The 24,276-nt window shown below is 52.9% G+C and carries 24 protein-coding genes; 13 read left to right on the top strand and 11 right to left on the bottom strand.

From position 1 onward, the window contains the following. Window positions 1–1,056, bottom strand: a complete 1,056-nt coding sequence (locus tag SBG41_RS00555) for a hydroxymethylglutaryl-CoA synthase (protein ID WP_317895593.1) — start codon at window positions 1,054–1,056, stop codon at window positions 1–3. 171 nt (window positions 1,057–1,227) lie between these two features. Between SBG41_RS00555 and SBG41_RS00550 the strand changes: the two genes are divergently transcribed. Both SBG41_RS00550 and SBG41_RS00545 read left to right on the top strand, forming a co-directional pair. After that, window positions 1,228–1,818, top strand: a complete 591-nt coding sequence (locus tag SBG41_RS00550; protein WP_317895592.1) for a hypothetical protein — start codon at window positions 1,228–1,230, stop codon at window positions 1,816–1,818. Between the two features lie 24 nt (window positions 1,819–1,842). Then, window positions 1,843–2,379 (top strand): MarR family winged helix-turn-helix transcriptional regulator, encoded by a 537-nt coding sequence (locus tag SBG41_RS00545; protein WP_317895591.1) that lies wholly within the window; start codon window positions 1,843–1,845, stop codon window positions 2,377–2,379. Window positions 2,380–2,424: 45 nt separating this feature from the next. Here the strand turns inward: SBG41_RS00545 and SBG41_RS00540 are convergent, their stop codons facing one another. From SBG41_RS00540 to SBG41_RS00530, 3 genes are all read right to left on the bottom strand, one after another. Next, window positions 2,425–2,895: a hypothetical protein gene (locus tag SBG41_RS00540; protein WP_317895590.1), complete on the bottom strand. Its 471-nt coding sequence runs from the start codon at window positions 2,893–2,895 to the stop codon at window positions 2,425–2,427. 110 nt (window positions 2,896–3,005) lie between these two features. After that, window positions 3,006–3,503, bottom strand: coding sequence for a MogA/MoaB family molybdenum cofactor biosynthesis protein (locus tag SBG41_RS00535; protein ID WP_317895589.1), 498 nt, complete (start codon window positions 3,501–3,503; stop codon window positions 3,006–3,008). A 106-nt stretch (window positions 3,504–3,609) separates the two neighbouring features. Continuing rightward, window positions 3,610–4,953: an amidohydrolase gene (locus tag SBG41_RS00530; protein ID WP_317895588.1), complete on the bottom strand. Its 1,344-nt coding sequence runs from the start codon at window positions 4,951–4,953 to the stop codon at window positions 3,610–3,612. A gap of 174 nt (window positions 4,954–5,127) precedes the next feature. Between SBG41_RS00530 and SBG41_RS00525 the strand changes: the two genes are divergently transcribed. From SBG41_RS00525 to SBG41_RS00515, 3 genes are all read left to right on the top strand, one after another. Further along, window positions 5,128–6,099, top strand: a complete 972-nt coding sequence (locus tag SBG41_RS00525; protein ID WP_317896478.1) for a translation initiation factor eIF-2B — start codon at window positions 5,128–5,130, stop codon at window positions 6,097–6,099. A gap of 21 nt (window positions 6,100–6,120) precedes the next feature. Next, window positions 6,121–7,113 (top strand): ribose 1,5-bisphosphate isomerase, encoded by a 993-nt coding sequence (locus SBG41_RS00520; protein WP_317895587.1) that lies wholly within the window; start codon window positions 6,121–6,123, stop codon window positions 7,111–7,113. Window positions 7,114–7,218: 105 nt separating this feature from the next. Next, window positions 7,219–7,884, top strand: coding sequence for an endonuclease III domain-containing protein (locus SBG41_RS00515; RefSeq protein WP_317895586.1), 666 nt, complete (start codon window positions 7,219–7,221; stop codon window positions 7,882–7,884). Between the two features lie 41 nt (window positions 7,885–7,925). Here SBG41_RS00515 and SBG41_RS00510 read toward each other — a convergent pair whose 3' ends face one another. Further along, window positions 7,926–8,402, bottom strand: coding sequence for a hypothetical protein (locus SBG41_RS00510; RefSeq protein WP_317895585.1), 477 nt, complete (start codon window positions 8,400–8,402; stop codon window positions 7,926–7,928). Between the two features lie 278 nt (window positions 8,403–8,680). Between SBG41_RS00510 and SBG41_RS00505 the strand changes: the two genes are divergently transcribed. The 6 genes from SBG41_RS00505 to SBG41_RS00480 all read left to right on the top strand — a co-directional run bounded on the left by SBG41_RS00505 (window position 8,681) and on the right by SBG41_RS00480 (window position 13,074). Beyond that, complete coding sequence (locus tag SBG41_RS00505; protein ID WP_317895584.1) at window positions 8,681–9,862, top strand: FAD-dependent oxidoreductase; 1,182 nt, start codon at window positions 8,681–8,683, stop codon at window positions 9,860–9,862. Window positions 9,863–9,998: 136 nt separating this feature from the next. Further along, window positions 9,999–10,580, top strand: coding sequence for a PaREP1 family protein (locus SBG41_RS00500; protein ID WP_317895583.1), 582 nt, complete (start codon window positions 9,999–10,001; stop codon window positions 10,578–10,580). Between the two features lie 152 nt (window positions 10,581–10,732). Beyond that, entirely contained in the window at window positions 10,733–11,743 is a 1,011-nt protein-coding gene (locus SBG41_RS00495; protein WP_317895582.1) for a hypothetical protein, read from the top strand. 109 nt (window positions 11,744–11,852) lie between these two features. Beyond that, window positions 11,853–12,329: a DUF123 domain-containing protein gene (locus SBG41_RS00490; RefSeq protein WP_317895581.1), complete on the top strand. Its 477-nt coding sequence runs from the start codon at window positions 11,853–11,855 to the stop codon at window positions 12,327–12,329. Between the two features lie 109 nt (window positions 12,330–12,438). Further along, window positions 12,439–12,867 carry a nucleotidyltransferase family protein gene (locus SBG41_RS00485; protein ID WP_317895580.1) on the top strand — a complete coding sequence of 143 codons (429 nt, stop codon included), beginning with the start codon at window positions 12,439–12,441 and terminating at the stop codon, window positions 12,865–12,867. A gap of 6 nt (window positions 12,868–12,873) precedes the next feature. Continuing rightward, the gene (locus SBG41_RS00480; protein WP_317895579.1) at window positions 12,874–13,074 is read left to right on the top strand and encodes a hypothetical protein; all 201 of its coding nucleotides are present in this window, start codon (window positions 12,874–12,876) and stop codon (window positions 13,072–13,074) included. Window positions 13,075–13,168: 94 nt separating this feature from the next. Here the strand turns inward: SBG41_RS00480 and SBG41_RS00475 are convergent, their stop codons facing one another. Next, on the bottom strand, window positions 13,169–14,518 hold the full coding sequence (locus SBG41_RS00475) for a hypothetical protein (RefSeq protein WP_317895578.1): 1,350 nt from the start codon (window positions 14,516–14,518) through the stop codon (window positions 13,169–13,171). Window positions 14,519–14,753: 235 nt separating this feature from the next. On the opposite strand from SBG41_RS00475, the gene SBG41_RS00470 reads away from it, so the two are divergent. Further along, window positions 14,754–16,802 (top strand): hypothetical protein, encoded by a 2,049-nt coding sequence (locus SBG41_RS00470; RefSeq protein WP_317895577.1) that lies wholly within the window; start codon window positions 14,754–14,756, stop codon window positions 16,800–16,802. A 21-nt stretch (window positions 16,803–16,823) separates the two neighbouring features. On the opposite strand, the gene SBG41_RS00465 is transcribed toward SBG41_RS00470, so the two are convergent. From SBG41_RS00465 to SBG41_RS00455, 3 genes are all read right to left on the bottom strand, one after another. Continuing rightward, window positions 16,824–17,726 carry an MBL fold metallo-hydrolase gene (locus tag SBG41_RS00465; protein ID WP_317895576.1) on the bottom strand — a complete coding sequence of 301 codons (903 nt, stop codon included), beginning with the start codon at window positions 17,724–17,726 and terminating at the stop codon, window positions 16,824–16,826. A gap of 49 nt (window positions 17,727–17,775) precedes the next feature. Continuing rightward, window positions 17,776–18,729, bottom strand: a complete 954-nt coding sequence (locus SBG41_RS00460; RefSeq protein ID WP_317895575.1) for a hypothetical protein — start codon at window positions 18,727–18,729, stop codon at window positions 17,776–17,778. A gap of 148 nt (window positions 18,730–18,877) precedes the next feature. Beyond that, a complete protein-coding gene (locus SBG41_RS00455; protein ID WP_317895574.1) occupies window positions 18,878–19,852 on the bottom strand; it encodes a hypothetical protein in 975 nt (324 codons plus the stop codon). Between the two features lie 120 nt (window positions 19,853–19,972). Here SBG41_RS00455 and SBG41_RS00450 point away from each other — a divergent pair, with 120 nt between their 5' ends. Then, window positions 19,973–21,904 (top strand): hypothetical protein, encoded by a 1,932-nt coding sequence (locus tag SBG41_RS00450; RefSeq protein WP_317895573.1) that lies wholly within the window; start codon window positions 19,973–19,975, stop codon window positions 21,902–21,904. Between the two features lie 29 nt (window positions 21,905–21,933). On the opposite strand, the gene SBG41_RS00445 is transcribed toward SBG41_RS00450, so the two are convergent. After that, window positions 21,934–23,211 (bottom strand): ABC transporter permease, encoded by a 1,278-nt coding sequence (locus SBG41_RS00445; protein ID WP_317895572.1) that lies wholly within the window; start codon window positions 23,209–23,211, stop codon window positions 21,934–21,936. Further along, window positions 23,208–24,143: an ABC transporter ATP-binding protein gene (locus SBG41_RS00440; protein ID WP_317895571.1), complete on the bottom strand. Its 936-nt coding sequence runs from the start codon at window positions 24,141–24,143 to the stop codon at window positions 23,208–23,210. The genes SBG41_RS00445 and SBG41_RS00440 overlap by 4 nt, the downstream gene beginning before the upstream one ends. Window positions 24,144–24,276: the final 133 nt, after the last annotated feature.

Raw genomic sequence — 24,276 nt, 5'->3', positions numbered from 1 at the left:
TTACTCGAGTATGCGCTCTATTATACCCCTCATCTTAGCGTATAAACCATAGTCTACGTACTTCTTCCTATTAATGTAGTCGTCGACCTTCGGCGCCTTGTCCCTCCTCTCCTCAACCTTGTCAGTAACAACGAAGCTGTAGGCGTCGCTTCCAGCACCGCTCCCGAACGGCGCAACGAGTATTCGCTGGCCGGGCTTGGCCTGGTCGAGGACTCTCGCGAACCCTATGAGTGCGCTACCGTTGTAGGTGTTGCCTATTACTGGTGTCACTAGGCCGGGGAGGATCTTCTCCTTAGGTATGCCTAGCCGGGCTCCTACGCGGAGAGGGAACTTGCCGTTTGGCTGGTGGAAGATAGCGTAGTCAAAGTCCTCGGGGCGTAGACCAAGGTTCTCCATGAGGCCCTTTACGGCGCCTATTATGTGGGCGAAGTACGCTGGCTCACCTGTGAAGCCTTCACCGTGGAGCGGGTACTTGCTGTGCGCTCCTCTCCAGAAGTCGGGGGTATCGGTCACATATGTGTAAACACCTTCTAGTACAGCAACGCTCTCAGATGCCGGCCCAACCACGAAGGCTGCTGCACCGCTTGCAGCCGTGAACTCCAACACGTTCCCGGGATTCGCTTGGGCAGTGTCAGAGCCTATCGCGAGCGCATACCTCATGTAGCCGGCCTCTACTAGGGCAAGGGCTGCTCTCAAGCCCTCGCTCCCAGCGCGGCACGCGAACTCGAGGTCAGACGCCATTGTCTCCGGCGAGATGCCCAGTGCGTCAGCGATGATGGTTGCAGCAGGCTTGACGGCGTAAGGCTTCGACTCTGAGCCGAAGAAGACGGCCTTTATCTCGGCTGGATCAACTCCTGCCCGCCGTATAGCGTTAAGTGCTGCCTCATAGCCCATTGTGAGGGAGTCTTCGTCGGGCCCGGCTATGGCCTTTTCTACTACGCCGAGGCCCTTCGGGACGCTTGGTTCCCAGCCCCAGACCCTGGCTATCTCTTCCATCTTTATCCTGTAACGGGGGACGTAAGCCCCCCAGCCGACCACACCACTATTGCGCGGCATCTTGTTCTTCCAGGGGGTTCTTGGCCTCCGGGGTGGAGGTACAAGTATCCTTCCCCCAAAGCAATAGTCGATAATACCATTCGACTATAGTCTATAAGTTCTTATTGCTCAGCATAACCCAAAGAATAAAGGGCCGCAATAATGCTTTAACACTTGTTAAAGGGAGGAGCTGTGGAGGAGCAAACAGTACTGCTAAGAATAAGAGCGGGGCGAAAGCTAAGCCCGCGAAAGGCCCAGGAGCTTAGGAGAAAACTAGTACGAATAGTGTCGCCACTAAACGTGAGAATAAGCGGCGACATCGTAGAACTTACGATATTTAAGGAAATAGACCGAGGAGTCGCCGAGCGCATTGCAAGAGCTATTGACGAATCATGTGCAAAAATAGAGGAAATAACAAGGCCGAAAATATGGAAGAGAGACCCTTCCCACATGCTTGACGCATATCACGAGCTATTGATCCGTAACAGGTTCTGGGAAGCACATGTAGCCGGAGAAACCATATGGAGAACCATAAGCCCCCTAGGTAAGCACTTAGCAGCACTCGCCGGAGCATACGCAAAGGCCCAGGAAGGCCTCCTCGACCCAGCACTTACTATACTAGAAAAAGCCACCCATGAACTAAGAGGACTAGTTGACGAAGAGTGTCTGAGGAAAGAACTCATCAAGGTCTATGAGTCCGGGAGGGGAGAGCCGTGGAGGTGCATATTCTTCGACCGAATAAGAGAGGCGCTACTGAAAAGACAGTCGAACCGTGAACACTAATTCACAGATGGGTTCCGGTGAGGCTTGCCAACCGATAGCTACGGCCTCCGGCCCTCCGAAGCAGCTGTATTAGTCGCTATATCGCGCGGAATAGACACAGCAGAGGCTATTGCAAGCCTTCTAAACACGGACAAAAACACTGCTAAGAACATCATCGAGACACTCATCGCGAAGGGCCTGGTAAAAGAGGTCGTTGAGGGCAGGATCATTAAGCGAAGAAGACTAGTATTAACCGAAAAGGGGCTTGACGCACTACCCGAGGCGCAGAAAATACTCAGCCAGGCAGCCACAGTAGCCAAGGAATACGCGGAGAGAAAGGAGGTTCCTCCCGCTTGGCCTTGGAGCCCTGCTGAGCTGTTCCTCGTACTGCCGGTCCTCGACATGCTAGGACTACTTCCTCTAGGCTTCCTAGCACTGGAAGCCGTAGATGCCTCTATGCATGAAGTAGACGAGTATAGTGATGACGAAGAGGAAGACCTTGCCGAGGACGACATAGATGACTGGGAGAGCGGAGATATCGACATGGATATAGGGATTGATGACGGTATAGACGTTTCCTGAAAACAGTAACCCCTTGAACCCGGAAAAGGATAGGACCAAGGATGGCTACATTAGGTAGGTTGCTGGCTCTTTTTGTTTCTCTTTCTTAGTCTCGGCCTCTATTATGTAGGCCGCTTGGCCGCCCATGTATATCCTAGCGTACACTCTTGGCACTTCGCCATTCGTTAGCTCTCTTACTCGTCCGCACTTGTTCAGCCCCTTAATCCCTATCTCTACCAGCATCTGGCCCTGGAACGCGTAGAAACCTATAGGGAGGTCAACGCGCTCACGAGATGCAGGAACCTCTATTTTCTTAAAGCCAGCGCGTAGAAGCTCCTTTGACGCCTTCTCCTCGAGCCTGTCAAGTATCTCCATGAACTCGTGGCTACAACTATTCATTTCAAGTATACGTGGATACTCGTTCTCAAGCTCCTTCTGAAGAGCATTGATAACCCTCTGTACCACGAGGAGCGGGGGCTCCGAGGCCAATTGTGGACCAGTTGCTCCGCCCTGGCTAGGGGACGTGTAGGCTGGCAAGGCTATCGCCGCATCAAGACTCCTTGTTGAAACGGGTACCCGTGTACCACTAAGGTGGGGATACAGGAGTTTATGTAGTAATCGCTGACGCAGTAGCTACTTCCAGACCCTTAATGGCGGTGACCGTGGTGCTGGTGCTTCTTTCCACGAAGCTGCTCTACCGCGTGCTCACCGATCTCCAGGAGGAGCCTAGTCATAGTCTCGGCTGCGTCAGGGTTGCCCGGGCTCACAGCGATCAGTCTCCCGGCGAAGCCGCAACCCGTGGCCCTGCTCAGCATAGCATTTACTACGCCTCGCTCAATGCTTCGCCGCCTAAACTCTTCCCCTATGCCTGGTAGCTCGCGGTCACAGATCCGCTTAGCAATGTCGACTGTTATGTCGCGGGGATTTGGCCCTGTCCCGCCAGTGGCCAAGACTATGTCTGCTGATCGCAGAGCCTCGGCTAGCGCCCAGAGTATCTCGGCTGCATCATTGCCCACGAGGAGGCGCTTGGCGAGAACGTGTCCCTTCTCGGATAAGAGCTTCTCGACAATTGGGGTTATTTGGTCGAGTGAGGGATCGGCTTTAACCCGGTCACTGGTTATGACGAGGGCCCAGCGGAGACCCATTGGGGCATACCCGTAGTGTATGAGAGGATGATAACAGGTAATATGCTGTACCCCTTGGGCATCGACAGGGTTGTCAGCGGTACAGCACGAACGAGGCTACAAGTGACTAAGAGCACGCTTCCCTAGGGCTGCATGGGGGCTCGCTGGTCTCGCCGGGCCCTATCTTCTCTATGAACTTGCTTAGCTCGTCCGCCGCCCTCGCTGCCTCTTCGAGGAGTTTTTCACGGTTCTCCGGGCTGAGCACTATCCTGCCACCTACTAGGACGTGGCTTGGGGTGCACTTTTCGCAGCTGTAGACGAGTATTTGCTCGAGGTTGTCTCTCCGCAGGGGCTGGGAGGATGGGTTGGAAACGTCTAGTACTACTAGGTCGCCCGGGGCCCCGATCCTTATCGTTCCGGCGCCGCTGGGGAGCATCATTGCCTTCGCTGAGCCCGTTGTGGCTGCGCGGAGGACGTGCTTGGCTCTAACCCTTGTATCCCAGTAGCTGTGCCTCTGCATGAGCACAGCGGTCTTCATCTCGGAGAACATGTTTAGGGAATCGTTTGAGGCAGCTCCATCCGTTCCCAAGGCCACGTTTATCCCGGACTCCATTGCCTCATAGAGGGGGAAGTGGCCAGCGGTAGCCAGCTTCATGTTGCTGGCCGGGCAGTGTACTAGGCTTGCCCCCTTCTCTTTGACAAGGCCGAGTTCCCACGAGGCTATCCACCCCGCGTGCACGAGCACGGAGACTTTGCTGAGCGCGCCCAGCTTGTCCAGGAGCTGCACGGGGAACAAGCCGTAGCGCTTCTTGGCCTCGTAGACCTCTCTTCGCGTCTCGGAGACGTGTATATGGAACGGTATGCCGAGTTCCTGGGCTACGCGGTGACCCTCCCTAACGGCTTCAAGCGGTGCCGCGTAGATGCTGTGAACGTTTATCACGCCGCCGACCAAGTCGTCCCCGCTAATTCTCTTAGCATATGCAGCGGCTGCTTCAACAGCCCTCCAGGGATCAACGCGGCCCATGATGACGGGGCCCAGCCGGGCCCTTACTCCTAGCTCCCTCGCCGCCCTTGCAGCCTCGTCGGGGAAAAAGTACATGTCCATGAAGCCGCACGTGGCGCTGAACAGCATCTCTATGACTGCCAGCTTGGAGCCGAGATACGCCTCCCCCGGCCCCATGTGCTTCTCGACCCACCACATGTGGCGGAGCCACTCGTGTAGCTCCGCGTCGCCATAGTATCCTCGGAGAAGAGTCATTGCCGCATGGGTGTGAGCATTGTAAAAGCAAGGGATGACTACGTGTCTTCTCCCGCACTCCACTACGTAGCCACTACGGGCTCCCGGAGGCTCGCTGTCCCCGATGTAGCGTATTTCTCTATCATCGACGAGGATATTGGTTCTCGCTGATGGCTCGCAGCCAGCACACGGCAAGACGAGGCAATTCTTCAAAAACACGGGGTCATCGACCAAGGTTTTCGGTGAGCCTCCTCTATCTTACTTTGGTTGCCTCTAGGTAGTGAGGCGGGGATTTATTACGCTTAGCTCTGGGATGCCGCTACTTATTAACCTAGGTCTCTCCTACAACTAGTACATGCAGGCGTCTCTACAGAAGCTGTGACGAGAGTGGTGCGTGTATCTGCCTTGGTGTCGCAAGCCGTGTCCGGCTTCATTGGTAGGGTCCGAGGCCTAGGGGCTACGGAGGCCTCGGAGCTCGTTATAAAGGAGTTTAGGAGGATGATTGAGAACGCTGCTTCTGTTAGCGATGTGTTGGAGGCACTTGACTATCTGAAGGCGAGGATTGAGGAGTACCCGTTCTCCGCTCTCCTTGTCAACGTTGCACGTGAGGTCTTTGGCGCGCTCGCTGAAAGGAAGTACAAGAGCCTAGAGGAGGCTAAGAATATCATTATCCACGAGCTTGATGACACTATGCGCGCAGTGCTAGAGGAGACCGAGGGGGCCGCTGAGATAGCTGCTAGGAGGCTTAGCGACGGAGACATTGTGCTGACCTATGGGTATAGTCGCAGCGTTATAAGGGCGCTTGAGAAGGCCGCCGCCATGGGGAAGAAGATAAGGGTCATAGTTGCCGAGTCGAGGCCCCTTCTCGACGGCCTTGAAGCTGCTAAAGTTCTTGTCGAGAAGGGGTTTGACACGACTCTCATCGTCGACTCCGCTATGAGGTTCTTTGCCCGGGAGGCCACGAAGGCATTGATAGGCGCAGACGCCGTGATGGCTGATGGCTCTGTTGTTTCGAGGACGGGTAGCGGGTTGTTAGCGCTCGTAGCTAACGAGGCGAGGGTACGGCTCATAGTTGTTGCTGGTAGCTACAAGCTCTACCCGGAGACGGTGTACGGGCTCACAGTCGAGACCCCTGCGCTAGGCGACGAGATAGTACCAGAGGATCTGAGGAGCCTTGGTGTCCAGGGATATGCGCCTCTCTTCGAGATAATCCCGAGCCACTTGATAGACGCTCTTGCCACTGAGAGAGGCCTGGTGGCGCCGGAGGCTGTGCCGCTAATAATTAAGGAGATTTATGGTGAGTGGCCGCCTGAGCTAGAGCCCCTTGACAACCTAGTCGCCAGGGCTTCGAAGAGAGTCATGGATCTAGGCGAGGTGTAGCCAGTAGAGGGGCTGGTATCTATGAGCGAGGCCCGGATAGCTGAGAGGGTACCGGACGAGGTTCTACGCATAGCCGAGGACATTAAGACTATGAGAATAAGGGGGGCTGGGCGCATAGCCAGGGCAGCTGCCGAGGCGCTAATGATTGCTGCCGAGAAGTATAGCGGCGAGAGCCTAGGAGACTTCCTCAACTATATGGAGGGTGTTGCAAGGCTCCTGGTATCGACGAGGCCTACTGCCGTGAGCCTCCCCAACGCCGTCAACTACGTCATGTCGGTTCTAAGGGAGAAGGAGTACGGGAGCCTGGAGGAAGCGAGGAAGGCGGTCATAGAGAAGGCGAGAGAGTTCATAGAGTACTCTAGGAGTGCCCTCCAGCGACTAGGCGAGATAGGGGCTAGGCTAATCAAGACAGGTGACGTCATACTGACGCACTGCAATAGTAGCGCCGTCGAATCAGTGCTGAGGACCGCCTGGAGGCAGGGGAAGAGATTCAAGGTATTCGCTACTGAGACACGGCCCAGGTTCCAAGGCTACATAACTGCTAGGGATCTCGCAGCAGAGGGTATACCTGTCACCCTCATACCCGACTCAGCAGTCCTCACCGTTATAGAGAAGTATCGCGTCACAAAGGTCATTGTAGGCGCTGACACCGTTACGGCGAACGGCGCGGTAATAAACAAGATAGGGACTAGCCAGATAGCGCTGGCCGCGAAGCTCCACGGCGTAACCTTCATAGTCGCGACAGAGACCTACAAGTTCAGCCCATACACCGTGGTAGGACAGCTCGTCGAGATCGAGGAGAGAAGCCCGACAGAGGTACTCGAGAAGCCTATCCCAGGGCTAGCGATAAGGAACCCCGCCTTTGACGCGACACCGCCAGAGTACATAGACATGATAGTGACTGAGCGCGGCATAATACCGCCGAAGTCAGCCGCCCTACTACTATGGGGCATGTTCCGCCGCCACCCCGTCGACAAGGAGAAGCCACAGGTAGAGGAGGACACAATAGCCTAGGGAATGAGGCCTCGCCCGGGCATCGCTTCTCCAATAGCCTTTTGGGAGAGCCGTATATTTCGCCGTGGCGAATTCTCTGCTCCCGTTGCTCCTGGGCTGCAAGCAGTGAGTGATCCTAGGAGCCTCGTAGAGGAACTCGTAAAGAGGCTTAGGGAGTGGTTCCGCGAAGAACCGTGGTGGCGGGGAAAAAGTCCCTACGAGGTATTGCTCCGTATCCTCCTAGGTGCACGCGTCACGTATCGCCAAGTAAGCAGAGTTATTGCGGAGATCATGGAGCGCTATCCTAGGCCAGAAATGCTCGCTGATGCCTCCCTAGAAGAACTACGCAGGCTTGTGAAGAGCCTCGGCCTTGTAGAGCAGCGAGCGAAGCTCCTCCGCGGCCTCGGAGAAGTGATGAAGCAAGTGGGTGGTCTTGAGGAGTTTCTGCGCCTCAGCCCCGAGGAAGCGAGAAGACTCCTCCTCAGCGTGCCGGGTGTGGGCGAGAAGGCGGCCGACCTTGTGCTTGCGGCGCTGTTCGGGCAACGATTATTCGTCGTCGATACACATATCCTAAGGATAGCTAAGAGGCTAGGCCTCCTTGATGAAAGCATTAGCAACATCTATGAGGCTAGGAGGAGGCTCGAACCACTCATACCACCGGAGCACCGGGAATGGCTCCACGTAGCACTCCTACGACTTGGGAGAGAAGTGTGCCGGCCAAGGAGGCCGCGCTGCGAGGAGTGCCCGCTGAGAGATATTTGCAAGCATGCTAGGCAACGAGTAGAAAAATAGTGTCTATTATCTACTCTCCGCGAAGCCTTCAGGGAGGCAGCTCAGTCGGCTTGCTCTCCCTTAGCAAAGGGCTTGAGGGCTTCAATAAGCTTTGAGGCGAGATCGTCAGGATTGCTATACTCGATTACTGCGCGAAGCACCGGATACCCCGGCATGTCGGTGTCTAGCTCGTACCGTATCTCATCGGCACCTAGGCGTGCCAGCACCTTGAGCGCATCCATGTATGCTTTTGCCGCCTCCTCGTCCTCTGCATCACTGCTTGAACCGGGAAGAGGAATAGTTATTACTACTGCATAGCCCGTTTCACCGGCCTCCGTGACCTCTACGCTGAGCATGCCTAGGTGTATCCTGGTTGCCTCGCCCTCTGCCTCAAAGCTTATACCTGATTCCCGGAGGAAGCTCTGAAGCCTCTTGGCCCACTCCTTCTTCCCTGCATGGCCCGGTATGCCTTGCTCCTCCTCAGGGGTTATCTCGTCCTCGATATCACCGCCTATTCGCGCGACCCCTTCCTCCACCATGTTCTCGTCCCTCCTAGTGCCCCTAGATGTATCGCCTAGGTGTTTTTGCAGACCCCTTTCTGCTTATCCACTCATAGTTTGAGGAAGCAGGGCCACATAGAATTGTATATAATTGTTTCTTTCCCTGCAGATACTTTTAGTTTAATGCCGTGCCTAGTAAAAATTGTTTTCGTTACTACTTAGTAGCCGTAACGCTTTTAGGCCTCCCGTAAATCTTCGGTTACACTCCTTACACGGCTGATACAGAAACACGCGTTCAAGTCGTAGGGGTGTAGCGTATGGCGAAGAAGAGGCTCGTGATAATAGGTGGCGGCATAGCAGGTATGGGTGTAGCCCACGCAGTATTCGACAAGGCAAAGGACCTTGTAGACGTAACTGTGATAACAAAGGATCCGTTCTACATGACTGGTCCCAGCAGGCCCCTACTACTAACCAACGAGCAGAGCTATGACAGAATGATACGTGGCTACGAGGAGGCAGCAGCCAAGGGCATTAACTTCGTCTTCGGAAACGTTGTGAGGATCGATCCGGCGGAGAGAGTAGTAGAGGTAGCAGAGGCTCCAACAAGGACACCGGTAACGAGGAAGGTCACCTACGACTACCTGGTAGTTGCTCCAGGCGTAGTGTTTGACGGCAGCAGCATCGAGGGATACAGGGAGAACTGGTATAGGAACGCAACGGTCTACGAGCCGGGACGCGTAGACGTTCTCAAGCAGAGAATATGGACTGCGACCAAGGGCACCGTAATAGTCTATGCTCCTCCGCAGCCATATCGCTGTGCACCAGCACCAGCAGAGACAGCGATGGCTATCTATACTGTGCTCAAGCACCGCGGCGTAAGGGAGAACTTCAGGATCATCCACGTTGATGCGAACGACAAGCCGCAGCCGCCAGTAATCGCTGACGTGATAAAGGAGAGGTACGAGAAGGCAGGCATTGAGCTCATAACCAGCAGGCAGATTGTAGAGGTCGGCCCAGACTACGTAGTGCTCAACGATGGCGAGAAACTAGAATACACGATACTCGCAATGCTGGAGCCCAACAGGGCGCCAAAGTTCATAGAGGAGGCAGGCCTGGGCGAGAAGTGGTTCGAGGTGAGGAGCCCACAGGACACGAGGAGCCCTAAGTACGACGACGTATACGGTGCCGGCGACGCAGCCAAGCTACCATTCCCCAAGAACCAGGAGATAGCCTACGAGAGCGCCCTATTCACAGCCAACAAGCTCCTAGAAGACCTAGGCGCAGGCGCCGAGCCCTACAGCGTACAATACACCTTCGTAGGCTGGGCATACCTCGGCAACCTCGAGGGCAAGCTGGAGACCGAGAGCGTACAGTTCGGCCTCAACTTCACAACGAAGCCGCCAAAGCCGAGCAAGGACCCAGTGCCGAAGAAGGACTACACCAAGCAGAAGGACAGATGGGAGCAGAGCTACCTCAACAGACTATACCACCCCAAGTAAGCCTTTTTCCCCAGAACCCCCGGGACACTATACTCGTCTACCCTTTCCATTTTGTACACCATTTTTCCCTAAGGCGTAGCTCGGCAACCCTATTATAGGAACATCTCTTTTCCTAAAAGGATGGTAGAGAGGGAGCATGGTCACCGCAGAGGTATTGGAGAAGCCGCTGCCTAAGCCTAAGAAGGACCTTGTAGGCTATGCCTCTGCCCGCGTACTGGAAGCGCTTGCTGAGGCATTACTAGCCGTAGAGTTTCTTGAAAAAGGCTATACGCGGAACGCTGCAGGCAAAGCATTCCAGGCATGGAGGGCTCTAACAGCATCAATACTGGCACTGGAGAAAAACAAGATACTAGACATGCTGAAGAGGGCGGAGGAGCGCTCTTGGCTCGCAGAGAAAGGTCTGACTAGAATACCGAGTACTCGGCTGAAGTATCTAGGCCAGCTCATAGAAGGGATTGGTTACGAGAACTACGCGCCCTATACTAATACAGCCCTAGACCTGCACGACTATCAATACCACGGCCCGGATCCCGAAGCCGAGCTAAGCAAGTACACTAGGCGCGAAGAAGCAGTATACGATATCATTTACCTCCTCAACCGCCTAGCGAAGATCGTTCGAGAAAAGCTTAGGCCAGCACTTAGAGGAAAAGACGCTTGGACCGACACGCATGAAGAGATCCTCAAGAAGCTGGAGGAGAGGCTAGCGAGACAACCATAAGTCTACTCGCAGCCTTCGCGCCAAGGCCTTGGCTCTTCTTCTTGCCGGTCCCGCGGCCATTACTATGCATCGCACATTCACCTTGCCAAGGACGGCATCAATAGGTATATATGGAGCGCTTTAAGACTATATATGTGGTGGCTAGATAGCATATGAGCGTTCCCAAAGCCATCAGAGCATTATTCATCGTTCTCGCAGTCTTCGCCTCTGTCTACGCCCTAATCGCCGCAAGCAATGCATCACTGTGGGCAAATAGCTTAGCCGGGAAAGGAGCCACAGAATGGCACAGAGACCTATATTCGTCTCTAAATTCGTCTCTAAACGGGGAGCCAGGGACATCTCTCAACACTATTACCACTAGGCTTGCTCAAGGAGTCGGCGATAGCCAGAACTATTCTGGCAAGATATTCGAGTGCCGCATCGTTATCACCGAGAAGGAGTATGACCATGAAAGAGGATATTGTGATGCATGGATTGGCGGCCCCTACCTCTACTCCCTTGAGGGGGTGAGCATACAGTTCTGCATATATGGTCAGAGCTTTTACACGACCCTCTACTTCGAGGAGTTCGCCGGCCTAGCGCCGGTACTACTGCTCCCGGAGAACGGTTCCGCTGTGCTAAGCCATGCAGGAAAGAGACCGGTGACCGCAAGCGAGTCCGGCTGCACACTCCCTTTGACCGGTAATCACAAGGACAGAGTCTACTTCCACGTAAGATTCGCCTACGAGGAGGGCACCGCGTGGTGCGACAGCTTCTCGGGAATCTGCTACCAGTACTGGAGACTATACCCCGTCGAGATAGCAGGCGTAGCGACTGCCACCCAGCTAGGCGCTAGGCAGCACCCAGAGAACTATACTCCCCCAAGTAGTACAGCGTTGGGCAAGCTACCACCATACGCCATGTATAGTGGTGGCTCAGGCGAGTACTCCTTCTGCATACCTGGACAACATTTTGAAAGCGATATCCCCCTGGCAATTACTCCGATCATAGTCACGTACCCCGACAAATGGTCCATAGGGCTAGCAGTGCACTTCTACAAGGCGGTTATCTGCGACATAATACATACATCGCCACGCGTGAGAAGGATTAGCACCAGGAGTTTTTACTGGTGGTTCAAAGACGGGGACATGACGAATTATGAGATGATACTCTCGCCGGGATAAGTTGCATCCTTTTCTCGATTCAAGTAACTGTAAAAGAAGGTGTAAAAGAAGGGCTTGTCCCCGGCATATTCCATCTCCGAGAATAGCGGCTCGCGGAGATGACCTTGGCGTGAGCGTTGGCGTCTACCTGCTCCTCTTCAGCCTCCGCGACGAGGCTTGCACGAGGCTTGGCAAGGAGAGTCTTTGCTTAGGACCCGGGCTCTACGTCTACATCGGGAGCGCCTGTGGCCCCGGTGGGCTAGGGGCTAGGCTGCGCCGCCATCTCTGCGGCAAGCGCAAGAAAATGCACTGGCACATTGACCGCCTCCTATCCCTGCCCGGCGCGGAGCCCCTCCTCGCAGTCCATGTCCCAGGGGAGCAGCTTTGCTCCCCCAGAGCAGAGCCGTGGCTAGCACTCGCCGCTGCCTCCTCTAGGCTACTAGAGCCCGTTGGAAGAGGCGCCGGCTCCACCGACGACAAGATTGCTCCTACGCACCTCTTCCTCTGCAAACCAGGATCTATAGAGCGCTGCGTCCACGCCTTAATCGGAATAGCCTCGTCCGTCCCCGGGGCCCCCCAGCTGACTACGAAAAACGAAACATGCTAACGCTAGCCTGGCATGCCTAAACCAGGTTAGGCTTGCCTCCTTAGCGGCTCGGGAGGCATATTTTGATTCCCAGACCCCCTCACAAGCAATCGTGGGAGCAGGGGACGCGATGCTAAGGCTCCGAGAAGTTGCGGAGAGTCTTCGGAGGCTTGATTGGAGAAGCTTAGAGGCTGAATGGGTTGTTGTTTTCGGTAGTCTAGCTGAGCGCGGAGAGGGCAGGGATGTAGACCTCCTTGTAAAGCACAGGGGCGGGAAGGGAGGCAGCGAGTGGAGGATAAGAGTCGTGACAGCCGTAGCCGATGCACTAGGCATTGATTATTCCCTCGTAGACGTTGTTGAAGCAGAACCAGATACGCCTTGCCCTATTATTCGTAGCGCTTGGAGACGCGGCGTAATAGTCTACGAAGAAGAGAAAGGGGCCGCCAAGGAGTGGTTACTCAGACGTGTAATGATTTGCTGGGACTACGAGATCGCAGCCAAGAAGCTAAGACTAGTTGAGACCGCCGTTGAGGCGGCTAGGCGGAGGTGGCGGGGCTAGAGCGATATGGGTGTACTGGCCAGGCTGGCTACGACAGTAGCCGAGATGACTGCTAAGCTAGACGAGCTCGCAGAGAAGGGGCTACAGAGCTGGGTCGAAGAGCTAGCAGTGATCCACATGCTACAAGTACAAGCAATACTAGACATGGCTATGAGGCTCGCCTCTCAACTAGGATACACACCCACGTCGCCCCGTGAGGCCATTTGACTCCTACTCAGCAAAGGAATAGCAAACAATAATTGATATAATCTCATTATTTAAATTAAAAAAAATAATTAAAAATAATACAAAATGTTTCTTACTATCCTGGCGAAAACAGTACTTCATAAGTCATTGGATCATTGTCTTTAAACCACCAATAGAAGAACCTTGTATACTCTACATAGACGTATGGCGTTGTATACTGGTTATCGTCTCTACCAGCCTTATAAAAGTGTATCGTAAGTGATGCAGACCATACATTAGAATAGGTAACAGTCACAGTAATACCGGATAGGCTTACGTCGCTTTGGTAGGCTCCATACTGGCCAAAATAGATCTTATCAACATAATAGCCTGGATTAGCATATGGTGGTAAATTGCTTGGAGGTACATAGTCTTCAGGATATGGAGTAATGCCTAAGTCTGAGGCTTTTGCAATTCCTCTTATCATGTAGGGGTATAAAAGCCAGTATTCGTAACATATACCGCTAAAGCTATCACAATAGTATACACTCCATTCATATATGTATTCTGTCCAGAAGTATATCTCTTCCTTGTGGTTACCAGTCAGCGAAGGACAGTGCTGGCTAATCTCAATCTGCGAAGGCACTAATTTCTTCCCAGCAGAGCTCCATTCAACATCGCTTTCTGGCCTTAAAAATATTCCTGCATCAAGATCCTCGAAAGCTTCAAGATAGACAGCTGATTTTGGTGGTCTACTATCTAAGCAAAACTTTGTAGTTAGTCCTTCAATAGAATATAAATAAGGCCCCTTTACCCACGTAAGACAATATCCCTTCTTGTAGTCTGTTCCTTCTTCTTGGATGACTATGCTGCATTTAAAGGGATCTGTAGAAGCAGAATCCGTTATACTAGGGTTTAATCCTCCTCTACTTATGGCCCGGATATGGGTTGTTTTATTGAACTTGTGTGATTGACGTTGGTTCATTAATAACTGGTTAGCTTGAACAGCTATTTTCTTTGTATAGATTATACTCTTGGGGTAGACTTCTACTATTTTACCCCACTTATATACTTGCTTCCCATTCTTTAGGCAATTTACAAGGACAAGGAATTCTTGGGGCTCATAGTAGCCTACACGAAGCTCATTAGTCTTCTTATCAAGAGTGTATTTTGTCACATACGCGTTGAGGATCTTACTAACTATGACCCTGCTCCCGGGTTTATGAGTACCCGTGTATATCGGCTCTGTATAACCGTCTTTTGTAGGATTATAAATAGATGGAAATCTTCTCACATGCACTATGCATTTATCTGCATTTATACTTGGAAGATCTATCTCAAGCTTTACCAGCATCTTTGGCTTTCCTTTTAACCAGTTATTTATGATAACTTGTGCTTCGTCGCTGGCAAGGACGGAATGCATTATGGCAAAGGCCGCAACAACTACTATTGATAAAACAAGGATATTCTTTACCTTATTCTCCACTAGTGAACACCCTTTTCTATCCACGATAATACATTTTATTATATACTCAGATATATATATCACTATATACTAACTAGACAAAAACTTTTTGAATGAGTTAGTGAGTGTTCCATTAGTCTGCCGTATTAGTGCTCTGTACTTATATAATGGATTTAAATAGCGTAGCTGAAAATAAATGCTTATTTATTATCCTCATATACATTACTGTCTTGGCTACATGGGGTTAGGCTCTTAAATGCTGAGTCAACGTTTTAGGGCCTTCAAGCTTGCAGTAATCGTAGCAATAGTTATCATTGTTTTCATCAGTGTATTCATCCTTAGTGTTTCTCTGCCTTGGTTTCAGCGGGGCCACGTGGTAAGCCTGGTCGTCGACCTTGATAAGGCGCTTGTCTATACCGGTGAGGGCTGGGAAAGCCTTGGATCCATGAATGGCTCGGTGCTGCTTCTGGAAACACATCTCCCCTATCCCCATGGAGGCGTGGAGGCTTTCAGAGTAGCTACGATCGGGGGCTCTAAGAAGACTATAAGCTTGGAGATAGACAGGGGGAAAGCGCTTTCAGCGTGGAGCAAACTCTACAACGCTGCGTCGAGGAGCCCTGCTAGCCTTTCCCCGGCTGAGAAGCTGTGGAGCCACTCCCTGCCAGTAATGAGCCTAGTCGCCGTCCTCTATACCCCGGACGGCAAGGAGTATATTGGCGGCGTGACGCTTAGCCCTATAAGACTCCTACTCTCCAAGAACCCCGGGATGAGCCGTGATAAGGCGTACGAACTCGCAGACAAGAACCCCTCCAAGCTGCTTGAGAGCGTCTATGGCGGCGGAGTGATCGTTGTCAAGCAGCTGAGACTCTACCCCATAGACTTCGGCAAGGCGATAGACAACGCAGTGGTGTCTGTGCAAGAGATACTCCACGGCAGAGCATTGCCGGGGCCGAGGCTCGGTGTAGAGTATTGGAGCCCTGAGCCAGGCTACCCAGGGATATACTACGAGGTCTACAACAAAGACCTCTACGACCTAAGCAGCAAGCCTGCTCCGAGCGAGTGGTATAGCAGGATAAGACTCGACAATGGAGGCCCAGCGCCAAGCAGCGACATAGACAGGCTGTGGAAGATCTATACCCAGCACTTCAGCAAAGTCTACTACATAGACAAGAACATGTATAGCCTTGAGCAAGCACTCCGCTTCGCATACATAACCGCCGCAGACGGGGAAGAAAAGGGAGGCAAAGCATGGCTCATAAGGCCTATGAGTGAGTTCCTAACAGACCTAGCCCATTACCGAGCAGGTCTATACAAGTACTACATGTGGCAGGACACAGACATACCCGTAACCGAGGAAACAATACCCGCAATATGCCTAACCGCAGACTACAACAAAAACAACCCTTATTCAAAGTACATTGAAGCATCGATATCATATGCATATAGTAGTGCCGACAAGACTGTCAATGGCTTGTCACTATTCGGGTTCATAACTATAGCTCATCAAGAGAAGGCACAAATACGAAACAAAAACGGTACACCTGCGTACATCAATATACAAAAGCCTAGGAAATGTATAGTCCTTAACTCTGCTATTGGTCCGGGTATGCTCGGCGACTTAGCGATAACCGTAGTTGATATAAGCACTTATGGCGACTACTGGGTGGTCAAGCCGGCAGTAATCTTTGTACCAAGCATATACCTGGACATAGATTACTTAAATCCAGAAAGGAAAGACATAACCGATACAATACCCGGCGATGATAAGGTTCTTTGGGGAGACGCGGCCTTATACGAGACCTTTAGCGACTATGTTAGCTACGATAAGTACGAGAACGGATTCTACTATGATATGACATGGGCTTGGGATACAAGTCTAAGCGGGTTCTGTGGTGACACAATAAGCTACTATTTCCCATCGCTCGGAAAGATGCTACAAGCCCTCGGATTCATAAAGGGTGCAATCGACCTCTTCTCAGAATTCACCAGAGCGGTACAATTATCGCCCTATGCGTCTGCTGCTCTAACAGTTGTTGAACTTGTTCAAAACTCTTTACAGATTACAGTTCTCCAAGCGCACGGCTCGAATCTAGTACTACAAATTCATGGAATAGCACAATGGGAAATGGGGTTTAGTAGCACCTATGTCGAGGTTTATAAACGTAGTCTCAATGTATTGCCAAATGTTGCAACAGGGTTCAAACCACTCTTTGTAGAGTACTATATGACTGTGGGTTATGAGCCTGGTTCGCCGGGAGGCGGTGACCCCTACATCCCGACAAACACGACTATTGTCAATAGGTAATCTTTCCCGCGGAGTAGATAGTTAATACTGGCTCTGTACTTGTACGCTTTTCTCTGCGATGTAGATTGTTGTGCCTGCTTTTGCGTCTATGTAGTGCTGTGGATAGTATGTCCTCAAAACGTTTCTTATTGTGTCGCCGCTGCAGTGTATCGGTGCTATGTACTTTGCTCCCAGCTTGACGAGAGTGTCGGCTATTTGTTTGCAGACTGGTTCTGGTGTGCCGAAGAGGTGGAAGCCGCCGATAACCAGTGCTATGGGGCGGTGGGTTTCCTCTACTGCCTTCCTGGCTATGTTCGTTACTCCGGGGTGGCTGCATCCGACTAGTAGTACTAGGCCCTGGCTGGCCACGTTTACGGCGAGGCTCTGCTCCCATGGAGGCCCGTGGAGCGGGCCAAGTATCAGTATGCCCGGTGCTATCTCCGTTGTCTCGTTGACCACTATGATGCTGTGGAGCCCCATTCCGTGGAGAGCGTCTAGCGTGTCCGGGTTGAAGCCGCGAGGGACGTAGACTGGCTTATCCGGGCAGTGCTGGGCTATGTACGCTAACCCGCCTATGTGGTCTAGGTGCTCGTGCGAGACCACTATGGCTGAGACGTTGCACGGGTCTATGCCGAGCCTATGGGCGTTGAGTCCTAGGATGTAGTCGTCCGGCCCCGTATCGAACAATATGTTGGCTACCGGTGTCTCGACGAATACGCTTAGGCCCCATGCTGGCTCTAGGCCCTTCCAAGCCCGGTTATCCACCACGATGTAGAGCCTTGCCCAGGCAACGCTGCCGATGCCTTGGGCTCTGGGAGTGCCCGTCTCTGACGGTCTGAAGCACTCTCCTACCCTATTTACCCCCAGCACGTACATGCCTAGAAGTGCTAGGAGTACTGCGAGCAATACGAGTATGAGCAAGGGAGATGTAATCGCTCTCGGCAAAACGGGTTGCCCGTGTAGGAAGAGGAGGGATTCCCACGCGTATACGCGTCTATGCTAGCCACGAGGTGTTCCGGAGAATCGTTTCAAGGACCTGGTCGTGGGCCCCGAAGGCCTCGTAGAAGCTATCCACGTAGGCCGACGCCATGCGGTAAATGATGCGAGCAACCTGCTCGTCCACGTCCTTGGTGGCGAGGTTCAAGGGGTACGGGTCATAGTAGTCGTCTCCCCTTATCAGCGAGGAGGCGAAGTGCCAGAGTATTTTCCTCCTCTTCCTGCCCGAGACTTTTTCGAAGCTCGACCCAGTGGCGCTGAATGAGCAGTGGAGAACATATATCGAGTCAATTAGTATTGGCTTCTCCCTATTACTGCGCCCAGCTGCCTCAAGGTCAACAATATGGTAGCCGTGCTTAGTCACACCCACTGGCTCCAGGGGTGGCCGGACACCGTAGCGCTCTATGCCGCGTGGATCGTAGAGCAGCACCGTCGTGCCGCCGAGGACCTCTAGGCGCCCATCCTCTCGGAGCCTTGCAACCGTGTTCTCGGTCGAAGCGACGCCGAGTCCCCGGGCCAGGGAGAGCACTGCGATAGTGCTCTTGCCGCCGTGCGGGTAGCCGAGGAGCAGCACCCCGTGGCCGTTTGACGGATCGTGTATGACCACGCTGTCGGTGAGCAAGATGTAGCCGCTCCTAGCATAGGTCCTGGCAGCGACCTGCAGCATGAAGAAGACAGGAGCCTCGTTGACATAGGGCTCGGGTACACCGCTACGAACATAGTAGGCATCAGCTTTCTCGCCGAACTCGTAGCCCGTTACCTCGAAGCCGTCCCCATTCCACCACTCCACTACAGCCTTGACGGGTATAGAAGCGGTCTCCACGACGCCTTTTACCGGGATATAGCGCCGGGCGAAGAGGCCCTGGTAAGCATCAGCTACTTTGTCCGCTATCTCGGCGCTGCGTACTCTTAGCTCAATACCTATACCGCCAACGAGGCTGATAACTGGCATCAGCTACCCTACCCTGTGCCCCCATGGTAGAATAGCTCCACGTATGCGGCTGGGAGGCAATAAAAGCACCGTCCTAGTGAAAAGAGAGAAACCGATATGTTCATTGCAATACTCCGTGTTACTGAGAGGCGGCCAAGCGTTTAGCGGGCTAAGCTCTTTCTCGCCGAGCATGCCTTGAGCCTATCACAAGTATTGCCAGAAGAGCCAGCGCTGCAACCAGAGCCACGCGTGCATAGCCTAGCCGAGCCGAGCTTTCATTCGGCACGGTTTCTTCGGTTACTGGTTGTTCTGTAACCGTAGTGGTTGTTGTGACTGTTTTCCAGAGGGTCGTTGTACTGGTAACAGTCTTGGTAGCAACAACTAGTTGTTGTACTGTGCTGGTACCTGATGACCCAATAATGTATCCGTTAGGAATTGTTTTGCAGGCCTTTGTGGCAGCCTTGTAGCTCTCCATGCTTTCCCTGTCTAGAACTGTTCCCGGGGCTACCTGCAGTGTTGTACTGTGGAGCGAGACAGTACAACTAGAGCCTTCCTTGGGGTCCTCGAAATACATGTATGTAACGAGCCTGCTCTGAGCGTCATAGACGATTGCCAAGCGTTTCAAAGGACTACACACAACGACGAGGCTCCTGGCACCAGGCTGGGCCCCCGCATCGCCTCCAATGTTTAGCGAGCCTTCGAACCCCTTATCCACTAGGAACCATGCATCGCGTTCTCCGAGATTAGTTACTGTTACTGCCACCCTGTGGTCTCGGAGCAGTTGTTCAAGATCCTGCATTGATAGGAAGCCGAGTTCGCGGACAAAGTCCTGGCACGGCAAGTCATCCATATTATTGCTAGTGCCTACGTCTACTATCTCAGCCCTAGCTACCATCTTGTAGCTAAACGTGCTGCTGGAGCCAGGTGGCGCGAACTCAACATCCTTGGCCACCAATGCTAGGTCTATGACTACGCTACTCGAGTCCTTCGAGCACGTAATCGTGTAGTGTATCTCATCTCCTTCCCGTACTAGGGGGCTAGGAGGTATCATTGCACTAGCACTTACCGCTAGGCCGACGACAATTGTCGTCAAGAGCATTACCACTACTGATATCAATAATACGTGTTCTACACAATGCTCCAAGCCCTCTAGCACCGCTGAGGAGAAGCCCCGTATCTAGGCATTACGATGAGCTTTGATTACGTGTAATCAAGCCCAAACCTATTGCAACCAATAAGGCAGTACCAGGCTATGGTGTATGGCATGAGATACAAGGCTCTATATGGTGGCTTAGTGCTCGTAGTCCTTACTCTAGCAGTGTTTCAGCCAGTGACTGTGAAGGCTAAGAGTACTGGACTTGGATGGATAAGGCCGGGGCTTCACGTTGCCTACGTTTGTGTTTCTGGCTCGCTCACCATTAGCCCGTGGGCTGGATGGAGGTCCTCGCTGAGCGACGAGGTATCAGTGTACGGCGGGGTAGGTCTTGGGCACCACAAGATACCGGTGTTCAAGGTCGGGAGATCTTCTGCGCTCAACATCTATGAGCATTACGTGGTGAAGAGCATCGACAAGAAGGGTGTCCATCTCTACTACGCTGTCTGGGCGAACAAGAGAGACGTGGGCGCATTTAGCGCCGAGGACGCGGTTGTGCCCCCAAAGGAGCCGTTTAATGGACCCTTCTGGGTAGACCCGGGCCTCTTGAGGAACGCTGAGCAGGGCTCACTGATACGCATCAAGTGGGGCGACAAGGAGATACCCTATGCCGTGAAGTTCGAGGGGAGATACGACCTATCGCCCTTCAACCAGGGCAGCAATGGGCTGGCGAAGATCGCTCCAGGCATGACTATCCCCTTGCCCAAGGGCACTACCCGGGACGTAGTAGCACTCGTAGCGGTAATGGATGCTATAGTTGAGCGGAACGGGCAGAAGCAGCAGAAGCGAGTCATACACGAGCTCGTCGTTGACAAAGAGACTGGGCTGATACTCGAGGAAGCCTATATGGAGAGGAGCACTGAGCAACAAGGCCCAGTACAGGCTGTGAGCAGGTCTCTCTATGCACGCTACCTAGCCGAGATAAACATGGAGATGAGTGGAGGCTACAGGTTGTTCCGAGAGGAGAACCCAGTTATCCATGCCGGCTACATGGTTGATGCAAACGGTATGCTCTCGCCGGGCGGTACTCCCTCGCTGAACAGTATAATATCGACCATAGTCGTAGCCGTCATGGGGGTGTACAAAGGCCATGCAGTCACCTATATGCAGCTATTCATAGGCCTAGATACACCGGTCACAATGGCATACATCATTGACTCGAACATAAGGAGCGGAGAAGAACACGTATTGGAGGCAGTCAACCCGCTTACGGGCCAACACGTTGAAACCGTTGAGGGGTCGGGGCAAGGCATACTCTATTTGCCGCAAAACCGGCTAGGGTCAAGTAGGATAGAGGTCTATGGAGCCTCGTTCGTCCTCGTGGATACGAAGAACGCGGAGATAGAGGGGCTAGGGCAGAGAAAGGTATACGTCTACACCACGCAGGACGAGCACAGCCTAATATCCCTAATGGCGTACATAGATACCGGTAAGGGAGGCGTCCTCGCAGTCATACAGCCAGGCGGCGTGCCAGGATACCAGTTCCACCCCGTGCCAGGCGCCCCTGTCTCGGAGACCCCTAACACGTTCCCATACATGGTGGAAATAAGTGAGCTCGTGGCTTCACGTATAGGCAACCAAGCCAGCAATGCAGCGGGAGAGCAGGGAGGAGGGACGCAGAACAATAACCAGGTAGATATTGATCAGCTGATAAACTCGCTCAGCCAGGGAGAAAAGGACAAGGAATCGGGAAACAGTAGCGGCGGGGGATCTGAGAGCACGGGGCAAACCGCTGCCAGCGGATCACAATCAGTAGCCATAACGACTGGGCCTCCAACGTGGACCATGACGAGCAGTAATGGAGGGGGAAAGGCTTCGGCCCAGCCAACGCACTCTGCTACATCAGTAACCATGGCCTCAGGTGAGCAGCGAGGCTCGCAAAACGAGGCGAGTCGTGGAAGCACAGCGAGCAGTGTGGAAAACAATGGGGGAGAAGATAAGCTCGACAAGTATGTATCAATAGGTTTGACGCTGACGGTGTTCCTGGCAATAGTCATCTATGAGGCTAGGCTTAGAGCGAGGCGAGGGATGGCGAGCCGCTAGCCTATATCCTCATGTAGGGAAGGGCGCTTTTAGCCCACAAGGTATTTTCTTAGCCTAGCCCGGTACACTGCTATGTCTAGCAACAGTATCACGAGGGACGCTATTGCTATCTTCACTAGTGCCCCCGCTATCTCGTTGAACCCCATGTTGTACACCATGATGTTTCTCAGCGCGTCCATGACCCATGTTACGGGAGAGTAGTCTGCTAGTAGCTGTGCCCAGCGCGGCATCCAGGACTTCGGGAACCATATGCCCGCTGTAAAGGCTAGTAGGAGGCCTAGCGCTATGCCTAGGCTGCTGGCGCTGTGCTCCGTTTTCGCGAAGACGGATAAGAGTAGGCCTATGCCGACGCTCATGTATGCAGCGATGAATAGGAGCAGTGGTACTAGCCAGTGAACCGGGTTAGCAGGGTCAAAGACTATGTGGGCTCCCGTGCCATAGACGCCTGCCAGGAGCAATATAATTGCCGATATAAGCATCACTACTATGCTGGAAAGCATTAACCCTGCTATCAGCGTTCCAGGAGTTATCGGTGAGGCCAGTATCCTGCGAAGAGTACCATTCGATTTCTCCCGGTAAATAGCTGCCGCTCCCGCCGAGAACCCAGTGTAGAGGAACATCATGCCTATGCCCCCTACGGTGTACCAGCCTAATATATTCTCCCTGGATGCAAGAGTCTCCGGCTTAACCTCCTCATAGGAAGCATTGATAGGCACTGCTATGCCGTAGATAAACCTCTTAGCCATCTCGATGACACTCTTATTCGCACCCAGTGAGCCCATATACTGCTCTATATACGTTATAGAGATCCGCGCCTTAACCAAGCCTATTCTCCGAGAGAACTCGTTGAGAAACCCGCTGACAACCCCGTAGCTTATTGAGGCCGAATAGAGGTCCTTAGCACCTATTAGAACCCTTATCCTGGCCGTCCCCGTGGTCAGGTTCAAGGAGAACCCGCTAGGTATAATTATGCCTGCATCAATTCTGCCGTGCTTTAGGTCATCTAGTAGTGCTGTCTCGTTCTCATAGAGCCTTACATTGAACATGCGCTTGCCCTTATAGGTCACGTTTGACATTATCTTCACGAAATCCTCTGAGGTAAAGTTTAGACCGGGTGGCGGAGCATCCTCGTTAACAATGCCGACGTCTAGCTGGACCGGCGAGCCCGCCCCCGGAGGCACAAAGACGAAGGCGACTAAGTAGATCCAGATGAGGGGCCAGGCTATGAGCCAGAAGACTGCGACCTTGTCGCGGAATACGATTTTCAGGTCACGGATAATGAATGCGAGGATTTGTTTGCCCTTCATCCTCTGAGCCTCCTACCGGTTAGTTTTAGGAAGACGTCTTCGAGCGTAGGCCTCGTTATCCGGAGCTCTAGGACGTGGTAGCCTTTTGAGTAGAGGTCTTCCAGTATGCGTGGAACAATTTTCTCCGGGTCGTCTATGTGTAGCCTAAGCTTGTCTTCTTCGGCGTAAACACCTCTAGTATACCTCGAGGATAGTTCGCTGACGATCTCCCTGGCTGGGGGCTCTTCGAGTCTTAGCTCTACAACTGTTTTCGGCCCATAGCGCTTCTTCAATTCCTCGGGTGGGCCTTCTGCAAGCAGCCTACCCCTATCCATTATGCCTACAACATCCGATAGCTTATCGGCTTCCTCCATGTAGTGGGTTGCAAGAACCACTGCTTTACCCTCCCTTCTCAGCTCCTCGAGGAGGCTCCACACTTCTCGCCGTGTCTCCGGGTCAAGCCCCGTAGTGGGTTCATCTAGCACAAGCAGCTCAGGGTCGTGGAGAAGCGAGATTATTATTGCAAGCTTCCTCTTCATTCCACCACTATACGTTGAAACCTTTCTGCGGAGAACCGCCTTGCTTAGACCAAGCCTTTCTCCGAGACGGGTCGCCTCCTCGATAATCGCGCCGGATTCCAGTCCGTAGAGCCTTCCATAGAACAGCGCGTTATCATAGCCTGACAAGTGCTCTATGAGCCCGTTCTCTTGTGGACAATACCCGATACTCTTTCTCGTCTCTGGGCTGAGAGGCTCGGCTCCCTTGACAAGCACTGTGCCGGAATCCGGCTCCAATACCCCAACTATTATGCTTAGAAGTGTGCTTTTACCGGCACCGTTGGGGCCTAGAAGTCCATATATCATTGGCCTCTCTATAACCATTGACAGATTATCCAATACCAATTGATTGCCGAGATACTTGGTAACGCTATCAACTCTCAGAATAGGTATCAAAGGTCTGCACCGAGAATTCTTTCCCTTCCTTCACGCCCTACAGGTACTATTACGGGAATTAAATCCTACTATACTTTTCCCCTAGATTCTCCAAAAGAGTGTGAAAACAATGCACAGAGGGGCAAGCCGATAA

The sequence above is a fragment of the Pyrofollis japonicus genome (assembly GCF_033097485.1).
In the GTDB taxonomy this organism is placed as follows: Archaea; Thermoproteota; Thermoprotei_A; order Sulfolobales; family Pyrodictiaceae; genus Pyrofollis; species Pyrofollis japonicus.
The sequence above is the reverse complement of the archived record's forward strand: the minus strand, read 5'-3'. Positions and strand labels throughout refer to the sequence as shown.

Excerpts from the sequence above, each read along its gene's own strand:
- SBG41_RS00555 (WP_317895593.1), bottom strand. The coding sequence starts at position 1,056 with ATGCCGCGCAATAGTGGTGTGGTCGGCTGGGGGGCTTACGTCCCCCGT.
- SBG41_RS00535 (WP_317895589.1), bottom strand. The coding sequence starts at position 3,503 with ATGGGTCTCCGCTGGGCCCTCGTCATAACCAGTGACCGGGTTAAAGCC.
- SBG41_RS00520 (WP_317895587.1), top strand. The coding sequence starts at position 6,121 with ATGAGCGAGGCCCGGATAGCTGAGAGGGTACCGGACGAGGTTCTACGC.
- SBG41_RS00510 (WP_317895585.1), bottom strand. The coding sequence starts at position 8,402 with ATGGTGGAGGAAGGGGTCGCGCGAATAGGCGGTGATATCGAGGACGAG.
- SBG41_RS00505 (WP_317895584.1), top strand. The coding sequence starts at position 8,681 with ATGGCGAAGAAGAGGCTCGTGATAATAGGTGGCGGCATAGCAGGTATG.
- SBG41_RS00500 (WP_317895583.1), top strand. The coding sequence starts at position 9,999 with ATGGTCACCGCAGAGGTATTGGAGAAGCCGCTGCCTAAGCCTAAGAAG.
- SBG41_RS00495 (WP_317895582.1), top strand. The coding sequence starts at position 10,733 with ATGAGCGTTCCCAAAGCCATCAGAGCATTATTCATCGTTCTCGCAGTC.
- SBG41_RS00485 (WP_317895580.1), top strand. The coding sequence starts at position 12,439 with ATGCTAAGGCTCCGAGAAGTTGCGGAGAGTCTTCGGAGGCTTGATTGG.
- SBG41_RS00480 (WP_317895579.1), top strand. The coding sequence starts at position 12,874 with ATGGGTGTACTGGCCAGGCTGGCTACGACAGTAGCCGAGATGACTGCT.
- SBG41_RS00470 (WP_317895577.1), top strand. The coding sequence starts at position 14,754 with ATGCTGAGTCAACGTTTTAGGGCCTTCAAGCTTGCAGTAATCGTAGCA.
- SBG41_RS00460 (WP_317895575.1), bottom strand. The coding sequence starts at position 18,729 with ATGCCAGTTATCAGCCTCGTTGGCGGTATAGGTATTGAGCTAAGAGTA.
- SBG41_RS00450 (WP_317895573.1), top strand. The coding sequence starts at position 19,973 with ATGAGATACAAGGCTCTATATGGTGGCTTAGTGCTCGTAGTCCTTACT.
- SBG41_RS00445 (WP_317895572.1), bottom strand. The coding sequence starts at position 23,211 with ATGAAGGGCAAACAAATCCTCGCATTCATTATCCGTGACCTGAAAATC.